This window comes from Nonomuraea sp. NPDC050451 (genome assembly GCF_044458585.1).
Genome location: NZ_JBITHZ010000029.1, coordinates 89,114 through 103,048 on the forward strand (window position 1 = coordinate 89,114; position 13,935 = coordinate 103,048).

15 protein-coding genes are annotated in these 13,935 nt (G+C 69.5%); 6 read left to right on the plus strand and 9 right to left on the minus strand.

Annotated features, from left to right (window positions below):
- The first annotated feature begins 55 nt into the window (after window positions 1–55).
- Window positions 56–2,398, plus strand: coding sequence for an ATP-binding protein (locus ACIBI9_RS49655; RefSeq protein WP_397233900.1), 2,343 nt, complete (start codon window positions 56–58; stop codon window positions 2,396–2,398).
- Here the strand turns inward: ACIBI9_RS49655 and ACIBI9_RS49660 are convergent.
- From ACIBI9_RS49660 to ACIBI9_RS49685, 6 genes are all read right to left on the minus strand, one after another.
- On the minus strand, window positions 2,326–2,610 hold the full coding sequence (locus ACIBI9_RS49660; protein WP_397233902.1) for a protealysin inhibitor emfourin: 285 nt from the start codon (window positions 2,608–2,610) through the stop codon (window positions 2,326–2,328). The two genes, ACIBI9_RS49655 and ACIBI9_RS49660, sit on opposite strands and share 73 nt — an antisense overlap.
- Window positions 2,611–2,666: 56 nt before the next feature.
- On the minus strand, window positions 2,667–4,142 hold the full coding sequence (locus ACIBI9_RS49665) for a hypothetical protein (protein WP_397233904.1): 1,476 nt from the start codon (window positions 4,140–4,142) through the stop codon (window positions 2,667–2,669).
- A gap of 120 nt (window positions 4,143–4,262) precedes the next feature.
- Window positions 4,263–5,276: an ABC transporter substrate-binding protein gene (locus ACIBI9_RS49670; RefSeq protein ID WP_397233906.1), complete on the minus strand. Its 1,014-nt coding sequence runs from the start codon at window positions 5,274–5,276 to the stop codon at window positions 4,263–4,265.
- The gene (locus tag ACIBI9_RS49675; protein ID WP_397233908.1) at window positions 5,273–6,088 is read right to left on the minus strand and encodes an ABC transporter permease; all 816 of its coding nucleotides are present in this window, start codon (window positions 6,086–6,088) and stop codon (window positions 5,273–5,275) included. The genes ACIBI9_RS49670 and ACIBI9_RS49675 overlap by 4 nt, the downstream gene beginning before the upstream one ends.
- Window positions 6,085–6,930: an ABC transporter ATP-binding protein gene (locus ACIBI9_RS49680; RefSeq protein ID WP_397233910.1), complete on the minus strand. Its 846-nt coding sequence runs from the start codon at window positions 6,928–6,930 to the stop codon at window positions 6,085–6,087. Before ACIBI9_RS49680 ends, ACIBI9_RS49675 begins: the two co-directional genes overlap by 4 nt.
- A gap of 62 nt (window positions 6,931–6,992) precedes the next feature.
- Window positions 6,993–7,913, minus strand: coding sequence for a DUF6282 family protein (locus tag ACIBI9_RS49685; RefSeq protein ID WP_397233912.1), 921 nt, complete (start codon window positions 7,911–7,913; stop codon window positions 6,993–6,995).
- A 346-nt stretch (window positions 7,914–8,259) separates the two neighbouring features.
- Between ACIBI9_RS49685 and ACIBI9_RS49690 the strand changes: the two genes are divergently transcribed.
- The 3 genes from ACIBI9_RS49690 to ACIBI9_RS49700 all read left to right on the plus strand — a co-directional run bounded on the left by ACIBI9_RS49690 (window position 8,260) and on the right by ACIBI9_RS49700 (window position 11,070).
- Entirely contained in the window at window positions 8,260–8,640 is a 381-nt protein-coding gene (locus ACIBI9_RS49690; RefSeq protein ID WP_397233914.1) for a peptidase inhibitor family I36 protein, read from the plus strand.
- A 282-nt stretch (window positions 8,641–8,922) separates the two neighbouring features.
- Complete coding sequence (locus ACIBI9_RS49695; protein ID WP_397233916.1) at window positions 8,923–9,903, plus strand: hypothetical protein; 981 nt, start codon at window positions 8,923–8,925, stop codon at window positions 9,901–9,903.
- A gap of 231 nt (window positions 9,904–10,134) precedes the next feature.
- The gene (locus ACIBI9_RS49700; protein WP_397233918.1) at window positions 10,135–11,070 is read left to right on the plus strand and encodes a TIGR04222 domain-containing membrane protein; all 936 of its coding nucleotides are present in this window, start codon (window positions 10,135–10,137) and stop codon (window positions 11,068–11,070) included.
- A gap of 25 nt (window positions 11,071–11,095) precedes the next feature.
- Here the strand turns inward: ACIBI9_RS49700 and ACIBI9_RS49705 are convergent, their stop codons facing one another.
- The 3 genes from ACIBI9_RS49705 to ACIBI9_RS49715 all read right to left on the minus strand — a co-directional run bounded on the left by ACIBI9_RS49705 (window position 11,096) and on the right by ACIBI9_RS49715 (window position 13,056).
- Window positions 11,096–11,281, minus strand: coding sequence for a hypothetical protein (locus tag ACIBI9_RS49705; RefSeq protein WP_397233920.1), 186 nt, complete (start codon window positions 11,279–11,281; stop codon window positions 11,096–11,098).
- Window positions 11,282–11,440: 159 nt separating this feature from the next.
- Entirely contained in the window at window positions 11,441–12,421 is a 981-nt protein-coding gene (locus ACIBI9_RS49710; RefSeq protein WP_397233922.1) for a nucleotidyl transferase AbiEii/AbiGii toxin family protein, read from the minus strand.
- Window positions 12,418–13,056: a hypothetical protein gene (locus ACIBI9_RS49715; protein ID WP_397233924.1), complete on the minus strand. Its 639-nt coding sequence runs from the start codon at window positions 13,054–13,056 to the stop codon at window positions 12,418–12,420. The genes ACIBI9_RS49710 and ACIBI9_RS49715 overlap by 4 nt, the downstream gene beginning before the upstream one ends.
- Window positions 13,057–13,231: 175 nt before the next feature.
- Between ACIBI9_RS49715 and ACIBI9_RS49720 the strand changes: the two genes are divergently transcribed.
- Window positions 13,232–13,519: an ArsR/SmtB family transcription factor gene (locus ACIBI9_RS49720; RefSeq protein ID WP_397233926.1), complete on the plus strand. Its 288-nt coding sequence runs from the start codon at window positions 13,232–13,234 to the stop codon at window positions 13,517–13,519.
- Window positions 13,516–13,905 (plus strand): VOC family protein, encoded by a 390-nt coding sequence (locus tag ACIBI9_RS49725; protein ID WP_397233928.1) that lies wholly within the window; start codon window positions 13,516–13,518, stop codon window positions 13,903–13,905. Before ACIBI9_RS49720 ends, ACIBI9_RS49725 begins: the two co-directional genes overlap by 4 nt.
- Window positions 13,906–13,935: the final 30 nt, after the last annotated feature.

The window sequence follows — 13,935 nt, forward strand, 5'->3', positions numbered from 1 at the left end:
AATTCGTGATTGAGGGGCCAATTGATCGGCCGGCAGGCTAGTGTCCAGGTCAACGATGGCCAGACCGCCGCGCCGCTCGGGCAACTTGCCGGCCGATGCGACCAGCTTCATCGGCCGCCGCCACGAGCTGGCAGAAGTCAGGAAGAAGCTCACCGAGGCCCGGCTGGTCAGCCTCGTCGGGCCGGGCGGGGTCGGCAAGACCCGCCTCGCGGTCCGGATGGCGGCCGACCTCGGACGCGGGTTCCCCGGCGGCGCGTGGCTGGTCGAGCTGGCGGAGGTCCGGGATCCGGCGCGGGTCGGCGACGCCGTGCTGGCGACCCTGGACCTGCGCGACCAGGCGGCGACCGCGCCCCTGGCCCGGCTGCTCGCCCACCTGCGCGACAAGCGGCTGCTGATCGTGCTGGACAACTGCGAGCACCTGCTCGAAGCCGCCGCCCGGCTCGTGACCGAGATCATGAAGGCCGCACCGGGCGTACGCGTGCTGGCGACCAGCAGGGAGCCGCTGTCGGCGCCGGGCGAGCACGTGGTCCCCGTACCGCCTCTCCAGCTGCCCGCGGCCGGGCCTCTGGAGCGGGTCCGGCAGAACGAGGCGGTCGCGCTCTTCGTGGAACGGGCCGCGGCCGGTTCGGGCGCCTTCGAGCTGACCGCCGCCAACCAGGCGGCCGTGACCGAGCTGTGCCGCCGGCTCGACGGCCTGCCGCTGGCGATCGAGCTGGCGGCCGTCAGGACGCGGGTCCTGTCAGCCGAGCAGATCCTCGATCGGCTGTCCGACCGGTTCGGCCTGCTCACGGGAGGGGTACGGGCCGCGCTCCCCCGCCATCAGACGCTGCGTACCGCCATCGACTGGAGCCACGACCTGCTGTCGGCGGGCGAGCAGGCGCTGCTGAGGCGCCTGTCCGTGTTCTCCGGCAGGTTCGCCCTGGAAGACGTCGAGTCGGTCTGCGCGTGGGACGGCGTGCCGGCGGAGCTGGCGCTGGACCTGCTGTCGTCGCTCGTCGACAAGTCCCTGGTGATGAAGGAGGACGCCGGGAGCCTGGCGTGCTACCGGCTGCACGAGACGATGCGCGAGTACGCCGGGCTCAGGCTGCGCGCGGCCGGCGAGGAGGAGGCCGTCGAACGGCGCTGCTCCGGCTACTACCGGTCGAGGTGCCGCCGGTCCGCGGCCGAGGCCCGGTTCCGGCTCGTCGAGTGGCTCGCGTGGATGGACCTGGAGATCGACAACATCCGGTCGGTCCTCAGGCGCTGCCCGGCCCGGGAAGGTGTCGACCTCGTCTACTTCCTCGGCTGGTACTGGATGACGCGGGCCACGAGTGAGGGCGTCCGATGGCTCGACGGGCTGCTCGCCTCCGGCCTCGGCGACCCGCGGACGCGGGCGCGGGGGTACTACATGCGCGGGTTCCTGGCCGTGCTGCAGTCGGATCCGGCCGCCGCCCGCCCGGCGCTCGAACGGGCGGTGACGGCCGCGCGGGAGGCGGACCTGCCCGGCCTGCTGTCGCAGTCGCTCTCCCTCGCCGCGATCGCCGCGAACATGGCGGGCGACCACACCTCCACCAGGCGCCTGTCCGAGGAGGCCCACGACCTCGCGGCGGACCTCGACGACCTGCCGGCCACGCTCATGACGCTGCAGTCCCGAGCGCTGAACGGCCTGTCCGACGGCGATCTCGACGCCGTCAGAGCCGCGGCGTCACAGGGCGTGCGGCTCAGCCGGGAGGCCGGCGACCTCTACAGCCTCGGCATGATGCTGCTGAACCTCGGCTCCGCCATGCTGATGGCCGGCGAGCTCGACGAGTCGAAGCCGCTGTTCACGGAGGCGTTGCGGCTCGCTCACCGGATCGATGACCGGGTGGCGCAGTACTGCCTGCTCGACGCCCTGGGCTGCCACGCGGCGGGCTCCGGCCGGGCGCGGCTCGCCGCGCGGCTGCTCGGAGCGGCGGAGACCGTGCGCGCGGGCGCCGGCGTGAGCATCCAGCCGTTCCTCACCCGGCTGGTCACCCGCGCCGAGGAGACGGCGACGGCGGCGCTCGGCGTGCCCGGATTCAAGGCCGAGTACGAGTCCGGCGGGCACCTGAGCCGCGACGCCGCGGTCAGGCTGGCGCTCGGCGAGCCGGCTCCCACCGCCCGGAGCGTCCCCGCCGCCGACGCGGGGCCGCTCGGGAAGCGGGAGGCGGAGGTCGCCCGGCTCGTCGCCGACGGGCTGAGCAACAAGCGGATCGCGGCCCGCCTGTTCATCTCCGAGCACACCGTCGACAGCCACGTCCGCAACATCCTGAACAAGCTCGGCTTCAACTCGCGGGCGCAGATCGCGGCCTGGATGGCGGCGTCCGGTCAGGCGGACGGGCGCAGCAATACGGCCAGCGGGTCCGCCACCTTCGACGAAGGGTCGTCGGACACCGTGTAGACCCGTCCCGCGCCGTTTCCGACGGTGATCCGGTAGTTCATCAGGTCGGCGCCCACCTCCCCGGACTCGCCCTCGGCCGTGGCGGCGTCGATCGCGGACAGCGCCTCGTACACTTTGGCGGCTTCTTGCTCGGGCAGGTCGTCGGTGTCGTACTCGGCGACGGCCTCCTTGATGCCGGCGAAGCCGCCGGTTCTCTCGATCTTCACACGCATGTCTGACTCCCCCTGCCGTACCGCACGATACGGCGAGGTGTTCGCCGGGCTCGTGGTTACTTGAACGCCTTCTTCAGTGCGTTCAGTTCCGAGGCGAGGATGTCGTCGTCGTGCAGCTCGCCCTTGGTCGTCAGCTTCTCGGTGTCGATCACCTGGAACTCCGGCAGCTGCATGGTGCCGCAGCAGGCCGAGCGGTCCTGCACGGCGCGCAGGCTGGCCGACGACGCGTCGGCGGGCTTGACGTTGGTGATGTCCTTCGCGGCCTTGCCGTCGCCGGTGTAGTCGGCGTTGCTGAAGTCCATCTCGCCGGAGAGCATCTCGGAGAACGGCGTGGGCGACGTCACCACCTCGCGGAAGGCGAACCGGTTGCGGATGAAGGTCCGGTAGATGTTGGGATCGCCCTGAGCGGCCGAGATCTGCAGCATCTGGTTGACGACGTCCGTGTAGGTGGCCTTGGTCGCGGGCGCCTTCACGATCGCCTGGAACAGCAGCTTGCACAGCTTGCTCGAGACCTCCATGAGGATCACGGTGGGGCTCTTGAGCGCGCCCTGCCTGACGCGTTCGAACGCGTAGATGTCGGCGAGCACGTCGTAGATGCCGCCGGTGAACACCTGCGAGATCGCGTGCACCTCGTTGCTGACCTCGCTCAGCTTGAGGTCGTTGTCGGCGTTGCGCAGGCCGAACGGCCGGCCGAGCGCCTGCCCGAACTGCTCGGCCATTGCCGACAGGAACGACTTGGCGTGCAGGTTGGCCTTGGTGAGCGCGACGAGCGCCTCGGCCTGGTCCGGCTGCGCCAGCGTCAGGAACACGGCGGTCAGGTCGCCGAACGACTCGTGCAGGCCGCCGGTCTGCGGCGGGTTCCCCGCGCCGAGCCAGCCCGGCTTGAGCCCGTCGAGGATCGCGTGACCGGCCTCGTGCGCGACGATGTCCAGCGAGCGGCAGGTGAAGACCTGCTGCGTGGTGCCGGTCGGGGTGAAGAAGAGGAACTTCAGCGCCTTGGCCGTCCTGCTGTAGAAGGCGTTGGCGCCGACCGCGGCGCGCGGGAAGACGGTGAGCCGGTCGAGGTTCCCGCCGGTGTTCCACGCGAACGGGATGGGCGTGCCGCCGTTGTGGCGCTCGTACATCGTCAGGGTCTCCCGGACGACCGCGTACGTGTGCGAGCAGTCGAACTCCGGCGAGTTGGGGACGAAGATGAAGTCGCCGTTGACGCTGCGCGCCACGGGCGTGGTGCCGGGCAGCTGGGTGGTGATCCGGGCGTCGGCGGGCCCGTTGAGCACCGGCCTGGGGATGAAGATCGGCCTGACGCCCAGTTCGGCGACGGTGGGATCCTGCTTGTAGATGAGAATCCGGGGCCCGACGATCGGCGGGATCGGAATGGGGACAGGGGCCGGGGCAGGGGCCGCCCGCTGAACGGGCGTCGGTTCCATCGTGAAGGGTGGCTGGAGCAGCTGCTTCGTCGTCTCGGCCACGGCCGTTCCGGTGACCGGGCGGCCCTCAGGGACGCTCTTCTCCCTGACTTCCTGAATGATCATCTGATATTCACTCCCCGTAGCTCGGGCGCGGCGACAAATTTGGGACGCGCTTATCGAGTCGTGCCCGGGCTTAGATAATCGCGTGCACATGGGAAATCAAAGGTTCGACCGGACAACCTGCTAGGGCGTCCACAGCGCGGGTGGCACGATCTTCTCGTACGTGGGGAGATGCTTGACCAGGCCGGTCGCGCGGTGGAAGGCGATGGCCGTGTCGAAGGAGGCCCGCGTGAAGCCGATGCTCTCCGGTATCTCCGTACGCATGAGACCCGGCAGCTCGGTCAGCGCCTTCGGGTCGATGCCCTTGAGATAGACGGTCAGCAACCGCGTGATCTCGGCGGGGTCGGCCTGGTGGATGAAGCGCTGGGCGCGTTCGAGCGCGGCCTGGAAGGCGGCCACCTCCTTGGGCTTCTTGTCGATGATGCGCTGGGTGGTGAACACGACGCCGTGCGCGGTCCGTTCCAGGCCGGGCACGTCACCGGCGGCGGGCGAGATGTAGCGGGTGCCGATGCCGGCGGCGGCCGCCTGCTGGGCGATCGGCTGGAAGAAGGCGAGGGCGTCCACCCGTCCGGCCTTGAGCGCGCCGAGCGCCGAGGCGGCGGTGCTGCCGAGGTTGACCAGCTCGCAGTCGGTGGCGGAGTCCATGCCGACCTTGGCGAACAGGTACGTGACCAGCGCCTCGGTCCCGCTGCCCGGCCCGGTGATGCCGATCTTCTTGCCGCGCAGGGCGCGGATGCGCTGGTCGAGCGGGTCGGTGGCGGCGGCGCCGGCGAAGGAGGAGCCGACCACCACGTCGACGTAGTAGCGGTCCACCAGGTTGGCCACCAGCCGGCCCTTGTCGTCGATCCTGGCGAGGTTGAGTGCGTCGGTCAGCACGCCCGCGCCCAGGTCGATGCTGCCCGACTTGAGCGCTGCCGCGACCTTGGCGCCGGTGCCGAGCCTCGGCCGCTCACCGAGCTTGACCCCGGCCTGCGTGAAATACCCCTTCTGTTCGGCCACGAAAAGCGGGAAGAACGCGATCGAGTTGCTGATCTGGCCGACGTTCAGCACGCCGGGCGGCGTCGTCGAGCTGCGTTGCGCGCACCCGGTCACGGCCAGGACGAGGGCGGCCAGGATCGGCAGGACGGCGCGCCTCACCGGTCGGCCCCCATCGGCTTCCAGCGGCCGGCCCGGCGGTCGAGCAGCCCGACGACGAGGTTGAGCAGGGCCGCGATCACGCTCAGGACCGCCAGCGTGGCGAACACCCCCGCGGTGTCGAACTGCGCGGCCGCGTCGTTGATCAGATAGCCGAGCCCGCGGTTGGAGGCCACCAGCTCACCGATCACGGCTCCGATGAGGGCGTACGGGATGGCCACCTTGAGCCCGGTGAGCAGCCCGGTCATGGACGACGGCACGACCACCTTGATCATGATCTCTCTCCGGCCGCCGCCCATCAGGCGCACGGCGTCGATCAGGCCGCGGTCCACCTCGCGCACGCCGGCGGCCGTGTTGAGGAAGACGAGGAAGAACACCGTCGCGGCGGCCAGCAGCACCTTCATGTGCATGCCGATGCCGAACCAGACGATGAACAGCGGAGCCAGCGCGACCTTGGGGATCGCGTACAGGGCCATGAAGAACGGATCGAGCACCCGGTAGACGGCGGGCGCCGAGGCGAGCAGGAAGCCGGTCACCGCGCCGGCGACCGCGCCGACCACGAAGCCGTACACGATCTCCTGGACGGTGATCCAGGTGTTGGACCACAGCGTCCCGTCCTGGTGCCATTGGACGAGACGGGTCCAGATGTCGCTCGGCCTGCTGGTGAAGGTGATGTCGAACCACCGGTCGGCGGCCAGCTCCCACACGACCAGCAGCGCCGCCACCAGCAGCGTCCGCAGCGACCACACGGTCACGGTGCCGCCGTGCCTGCTCCACCAGCTCCGGTCGAGGTTCACGGTGTGGACGGCGGTCATCGCGCTCCCTCCCGCAGGGCCCCGGTCAGCTCGCGGTGCAGGGCGACGAAGTCCGGGTCCACGCGCAGCTCGTCGGCGTCCCTGGGTCTGGGCAGGTCGATCGGCCGGTCGAGCACGATGCGGCCGACCCGGCCGAGCACGACGACCCTGTCGCCGAGCAACAGCGCCTCCTCGATGTCATGGGTCACGAACACCACCGTCTGCCCGCTCTCCTCCCACAGCCGTAGCAGCTCCGCCTGCAGGTCGCCGCGCAGTTGGGCGTCGAGCGCGCCGAACGGCTCGTCCATCAGCAGCGTCTCGGGATCGCCCGCCAGCATCCTGGCCAGGCTGACCCGGCGTCGCATCCCGCCGGACAGCTCGCGCGGGTAGTGCCGCTCGAACCCCTCCAGGCCGACCTTCCTGATCAGCTCGGCCGCGCGTTCCCTGCGCAGCCGCGCGGGCACGCCGCCGATCTCCAGGGGGAGCTCGACGTTGCGGTGGACGTCCCGCCACGGCATGAGCGTGTCGGACTGGGTGAGGTAGCCCAGCTGTGTACGCGGGCCGGAGACCGGCTCTCCCCGGTAGGCGACCGAGCCCGCGGTCGGCGTGGTGAGACCGGCCATCAGGTTGAGCATCGTCGACTTGCCGCAGCCGCTGCGGCCGAGCACGCTGACGAAGCTGCCCTCCGCGATCTCCAGGTCGAAGTCCCGCAGGGCCACGATGCCGACGTCGCCCTTGACGAACTGCTTGGCGAGCCCGCTCACCTTGATCACCGGACCGCTCGCTCCACCCGCCTTGACCACCGGACCGCTCGCTCCACCCGCCTTGACCACCGGACCGCTCGCTCCACCCGCCTTGACCACCGGACCGCTCCTTCCGGACCCGCCGATCGGGCCGCTCGCTCCTCCCCCGCCGACCGGGCCGCTCATTCCGCGCCCGCCAGTCGCCGGGAGTTGTCGACGGCCATGGTCCGGATCTCCTTCTCGGTGAAGCCCTCGGCGAGCAGCCGGTCGGCCAGCAGGGCGAGACCGTCCTCCACGGGCGGGTTGAACGGCTGGCCAAGGTCGCTGGAGAGCACCGAGTGCTCGGGGCCCACGGCGCTGATGTGCTCGAACCACCTCTCCCAGGAGACCTTGCCGGAGTGCGGCGTGGTGAAGCAGCGTTCGAGCAGGGCGCCCTTGGCCGCGAGCGCTCGCTGCCGGTCGATCGCGACCCGCTGGGAGGTGAACTCCGGATGGGTGATCACGATCCGGCGGACGCCCTCCTCCGCGGCCGCGTCGACCACGGCGTCGATCTCGTCCGCGCTGAGGTGGCCGGTGGCGAGCGTCATGTCGTGCCCGGCGATCAACCGCAGCACCTGCCGGGTCCGTTCCAGCACCGCACCCCCGGGTCCCACGACGTCCACCGGATCGGCCGCCATCCCCGCCTCCCGCAGCTCGGCCTGCAACCGGGCCCACATGGGCGGCGTGGCCCCCTCGGGGTCGGTGGCCGTACAGGCTCGCTGGTTGGCGCTGTCGACGGTGGGCAGCCACACGACCTGCGCGCCGCCGCGGGCGGCGATCTCGACGGCGACGGGGTTCATGCCGCCCACGGACGCGTTCAAGGTGATCGCACCGACCGCGCCGAACCCGGGCACCGCCGCCCGCACCACCGCGGCGCGCTCCGTCGTGGGGACGTAGTGCGACTTGAGCACGAACCCGGCCAGCCCCACCTCCGCGAAGCGCCCCGCCAGGGTGAGGTCGTCTATCCGCCTGCGCATCACATCGGGTGCCACGTGGATGTGGATGTCATAGGCGCCCGCGACGAGCTCACGAGCTCGGGCGGAGGGCTTGGGATGGTCCGCCATACGTGGTCCCCCAATGTCGTCGGTCATCTTGGGAAACAGATTGTTTACAATATCGGCGACAACCGTCAAGAGCTTGCTTCGCAACACCTTGATCACGGCACGAACTTGGCACGGAATGTCATCACGCCTAGGCCGAGCGCGTGGGATTGTTAACAATTTTGTGGCGAAAATCGCGCGCTGGTACGGCGTCCGATCTCCCGCTATGACGCGACCGCCACTTCTTGCCGACCACGAGTCCGGATCTTGTATCCGCCAGGTAGACGCGCTGCGTATCGGATCTGTTACACCCTGTGATGGAGCTGCTTGGGAAGCCTTCCGGGCTGCACCGACACAAGGAGAAACCGTAATGAAGTCGACGACACGCGGCATGCGCATCGCATCGGTCACCGGCACCGTCGCCCTCGCCATCCTGGCTTGCGCCGCTCCCGCCACGGCGGCGGCTCCGCCCGTCTCCTCGTCGGCCCGGGCCGGCGACATCTGCCTGTGGAGCGGGCGGGACTACACCGGCGCGTCGTGGTGCTGGAACCCTGGCAACGGCTACGTGGACGTCCCACCGGCGCTGCACGACAACGTGGGCTCCTTCACCGCGCACGCCGACGGATGTTTCATCAACTGGATCCACGTCCCCGACCGCAAGGAGACGCGCGTCGTCCGGGACGGCGACTACCGCAGGGTCTACAAGGACGACTTCGGCGGCAAGATCGACGCCGTGGCGCCCCGCTGCTGACGCCCTGAGCCGAGTCGGACCCGGCGGGCCCCGGGCGCACGCGGCGCGAAGGGGCCCGCGACTCGGCACCGCCGTCCCACCGCAGGCACGTCCAGCACGCCGTCTTCACCGATCCACCATCGCCGATGCGCCTTGGAAATCCCTCGAAAATGCGCGGGACGGCGGGGACCGTTGAGTAGCCGTATCGCTGTCGTCAACCTGCCGTCCGACAACGCCATAAGCCGTCGCCATTGAGCGGCGATTAGGGTTGCTGTTACCCGCGTCGGCTGGAGGATGGACGTAGTGAGGACGAATGCGCGCGATCTACTGGCGGGCGCCGTGGAACGCGTCGTCACCGAGCGGGACTATTCGCTCGTCCTGGACCCGGAGATGGAGGAGCACGCCCGCCGCCTGGTCGGCTCCTTACGGGACGAACGGCCTGACGTCGAGTCCCTCTTCATCTTGGCGCAGTTCATGTGGCACCGCTTCGGCGCCCTTGGCCCGAAAGGCCGTGGTGATCGAGACGTCGCGTTCCGGTTGTTCGCCCGCTGCCTGATCCACGGCGACAAGCCGTTACCGCCGGGAGTCATGCGCGACATCGTCCCCATATCGATTGACCTCGCCATCGATTTGCTGCGGCAATCCGCCCAGGCTCGGAAACCCCCTCCCGCCGACAAAGTCGTCGACGCGTGGCGGCGCCTCGAGAGCGTCACCTCCGACGAATATGCGGAGCGGGCCTTGGTCCTGGCCAACCTGCGTGTCGCGCTCCTGCTGCGGTACGGGACGACCCTGGACATGGCGGACCTGGACGAGGCGATCAGCGCCATCCGGCAGGCCGTGGAGGCGGCCGCCGCCGACGATCCCGACCGGGCCGGCTATCTCACCTACCTCGGTGAGACCCTGCTGATGCGGATCAACCAGACGGAGGCGCCCTCGGACGTCTCGGAGATCATCGACGTGTGGCGGGAGGCGCTGCGGGTCATCCCCGAGGATTCTCCCGACCGGTTGACGGTGCTCGGCAGGCTCGCTGTCGCGTTGCTGATGCGGTTCGTACACGACGAGACCGAGACGCAGTCGGACCTCGACGAGGCCATCGCCGTCTTCCGGCAGGCGGTCCAGGCTGCTCCGCCCGACCATCCGGACCGGGACAAATACTTATCCAACCTCAGCACCGCCTTGGAGATCCGAGCCGATCTGACCGAAGATCCAGCCGATCGCGAGGAAGCGCTGGCAACGCAAAGAGAGGCAGAGAAAGCAGCCCGCCTCCAGACCCGGAAGAACTGACGGACCCGTTCGGCCTTCTATGCCCAGCGGCGCAGGAGGGCCGGGTTGGAGTACCTCGCATTCGGCAAATGTGAGCGGCTCATCGGCCGTAAGCATGAGCGGACCTCAACTCGAACTACGGCAGCAGTAGTTGAATTGCCGGGAATCTAAATGAGCAGAACGAAACCTCCACCACCTCCTTACGCGTCTCTCAGGTAACCAGCCTGATCGGCTGCACGGAGGGAGGCCTTAATGGACCTTGTCCTGCTGATTCTCTCGGTGGCCCTGGCGGCGATCGTCGTCACCGTCGCCTTCGCGATCAAACGCGAGCACGCCGCCACCCGGGCGGCCGCAGCCGGGTCCCGCGCTCGCGACCTCGACCATTACGAGCTCGCCTATCTGGCGGGCGGATCCGAGAAAGTGGTCGACACGGCCATCACACTTCTGGCCGAAAACGGAGAGCTGCGCGTGTCACGGGGACCGCGCTTCTACACCGTCTCCAAGGCATCCGCCACGGACAGCCCCATCGAGCGGGAGACTCTGACCGCCGTCGCGGCGAACGACGGTCCGTCAAGGTTCCTGGTGAGCCGGGCCGTGAGCGGTGGCCCGGCCATGAGGGAACTGGAGCACCGTGTCGCCGAGCTGGGCCTGATCCTGGCCGACGCCCGCCTCACCCGGCTCACGCGGCTGGCTCGCGGGCTGTGGGTGATCTCCGTCCTGGCGGTCGCAGGGGTCATCGTAGGGGCGGTTGCACTCACCGCAGGCCCGACGCTGTTTCCGCTGCTCGCCGTACTCGTCCTGGTGGCCACCGGGATCGGCGCGGTGAGCATGCTCGCCGGTGACAGGAAGTCCAGGCGGGGCAGGCTCACGGCCGACGGCGCGGCGGAGCTGGGCCGGGTCCGGAAAGCGCACCCCGCGGGCTCGGGAAACGGGCCGGTGTACATCGCGCTCCATGGCCATTGGGCACTGCGTGACTCGGACCTGAGCAGGGCGCTGGACACCTACGTCCCACGGCGCGCGCCTCGACGCAGACCGCGCTCGACGTCTGGCAGTAGCAGCAGCAGTGGCGCCTATTACGGCAGTTGCGGCGGATCGACCCACAGCGGGTCGAGCTGCGGCAGCGGCTCCTCGGGTTGCGGCGGCGGGTCCGGCTGCGGTGGCGGCGGTTGCGGGGGCGGAGGGAGCTGACATATCCGGGCCAGCTGGTAGCTCCTTACCTGGGAGAGGTGCTGGCGACGCCCGCGACCTCCCCGGCGAGCGCGAGGATGGCGGGCCGCTCGCAATAGGCGTTCATGATGCCGGCCTCGTTTTCGGCCGTGTACGCCCCGGCGAGAGTGTCATAGTCGTTGACTCGGGACGGATGTGCGGGCTCAACGTGATCTTCGGGCACGGTAGGCATGCGGGCCATCCTGACTTACAGGCTTGGGCGGCACCAATCGCGGCGGGCACTTACAGAAGGGAACGGTCCGGTTGAGACCTGATGCGGTCGCGATCGAGGTCGGTCAGCCGGTGGAGGTGCTCGGCTTGCTGATGTCGGCGTCCGTGCCCGAGGACGTCGTCACCGCCTGACGAAGGTCGGGGTCAGCGCGTGCGCCAGCCGCCTCTTCCAGGCGTGCGCCTGGCCCTGGACCTGCGGATACTCGACCTGGAACTCATCCCAGTCCACTTCCCAGCGCCGAATCGCGTCCACATCGAACTCCGCCGCCTCCCGCTCACCCAGCGCCTCCCGCAGAACCTGCCGGAGCAGCTCATCGGGCAGCGTGACGCGTTCGGCCAGCAGTACGGCGTCGTAGAGGTCCTTGCCCTGCGCCCAGATGTCGGAGGCCAGCCACAGGATCTTCCAGGCCAGCGACAGCTCGGGAGTGACGGCCTGGACGAGGGTCGGCTCGCCGCCGCCCGCCCGCGGGATCAGCGCCGTGACAGGCGGGACCGGCAGCCGCTCGTTGAAGACGAAGTCGAGCTGAACCGTCCCTGACGGCAGGCCCGCGGCGTGCCAGGTGAACACCAGGCGCTGCCCAGGAGTGCGATCGTAGGTCCAGATGTCATCGACGCGGATGCCGGTGGCTGCGACGGTCACCGTGCCGGACGCATCCGGACCCTCCGCCACGGCGCCGATGAGCCCCTTGAACATCTCAGCCGTGAACGAGCTCTCGAGTTCGATGCCGTGCGGCACCACCACCCAGTCGAGGTCACCCGGATCCCGGGCCTCCGCACCGATCCACGCCTCCAGCAGCAGGCTGCCGCGCAGCACGAGGTTCTCGGACCAGGGTGAGTCCGCGACGATGCCGACCAGGTGGTCGATCGCCTCCCGTCGCGCCCGCCGCCAGCGCCGCCCGGTCTCCTCGTCCTCGAAGGACGGCTCTCCGGCACGGAAGGCGTAGGTGAACTGCTTCAGCGCCGGATCGAAGATCCGCGGCTGGCGAACGCCGTCGCCGCGGGTGAGAGGCAGGTACGTCACCGGAGTGTCAGGTGATTCCTGCGCCGGCATGTCGTACCGGTCGGACACGGGCTGCTTCTTCTGGTTCCGTCGCGACGTCATCGTTCCTCGATCCAGCCGTTGTCGATGCCGGGGTTGTCGTCGTGCACCACGAATTCCTGTTCGGCTTCGAGCACCGCGAAGCCGGTCGAGCCGAGCTCCGCCAGAAGTGCGTCGAACCGCCGCCGCGCCTCGGGCAGGCCGACATTCCTGCAGCGTTGCGTCACGAACCGCTCGTGGGAGCCGTCGCCACGCAGCCGCCTGGCGTTCCGCGACACGTGCGCCGAATGGCGATCGGCGATCGTGGCCAGGGCCGCCGGGTCGTCGCGCAGCGCCACCTTGGCATGGTGCTCGAAATAGCACGCGGCCAGCTCCGCGGCCGCCTCCGCGGTCGCGGGGACGTCGTCGTTCCACGGCGCGGCCTCGATCTTGACCCGGACGACGTCGAAACCCTCTTCGCGCAGCCGGTCCACGCTGACCGCGGCGGCGGCCCGCTGACTGGTCAGGGTGCCGCGGCCGGTGAAGGTGAGCATGGGCTGGGAAGGGACCTCGCCGCGGGCGAGCACGATGTGGGTGAGCTTTCCGCCGTGGCGAGCAGCCCAGGGCGCCAGGCGCTCGAATGCGGTGCCGGCCGCGACGGTCACATGGATGTCGAAGACACCCGCGAACTCCAGGTCGGACGGCGATCGTTTCCCCATGACCGCACATCGTTCCATCGGGTGGCGCCCGCTTCGACCGGTTTTCTCGGCGTGTACCTGCTCGCCGACCAGGCTGGGGTGGACCAGGAAGGTGCGGTTGTGTCCCAGGGCGGGGGCGTCGGCCGTGCCCAGGCGCGCGTTGACAGGCAAGTCGCGGCTTGCCTATCATCGCCACATGGGCGACGTCTTCAAGGCCCTCGCCGACCCCACCCGGCGGACGATTCTCGACGAACTGACCGAACGCGACGGCCAGACCCTGTTCGAGATCTGCGTCCGCCTGACGAGTCGACATCAGCTGAGCCTGACCCGCCAGGCCGTGTCCCAGCATCTGGCGGTGCTGGAGGAGGCCGGGCTGATCACCACGCTCAAGCAGGGGCGGTACAAGTTCCACCACCTCGACACCACTCCCCTGGCCGCCATCTTCGAACGGTGGCCGATCAACAGGAAAGGACAGACACCATGAAGATCTACGTCACCAGCGTGTTCGTGGACGACCAGCAGAAGGCCCTCGCCTTCTACACCGACGTGCTCGGCTTCATCAAGAAGCACGCCATCCCGCTGGGCGGCGGGGCCCAGTGGCTGACGGTCGTCTCACCGGAGGACCCCGAGGGCACGGAGCTGCTGCTGGAGCCGGACCGGCACCCCGCGGTCGGGCCGTACAAGAAGGCGCTGGTCGCCGACGGCATTCCGGCCGCCTCGTTCCAGGTCCCGGACGTGCAGGCGGAGTACGAGCGGCTGCGCGGGCTGGGAGTGACGTTCACGCAGGAGCCGTTGGAGGCAGGGCCGGTGACCACGGCGGTCTTCGACGACACCTGCGGGAACCTGATCCAGATGGTGACCCTGGCCTAGTTGTACCTGGCCAAGATCATCTAACAAGGT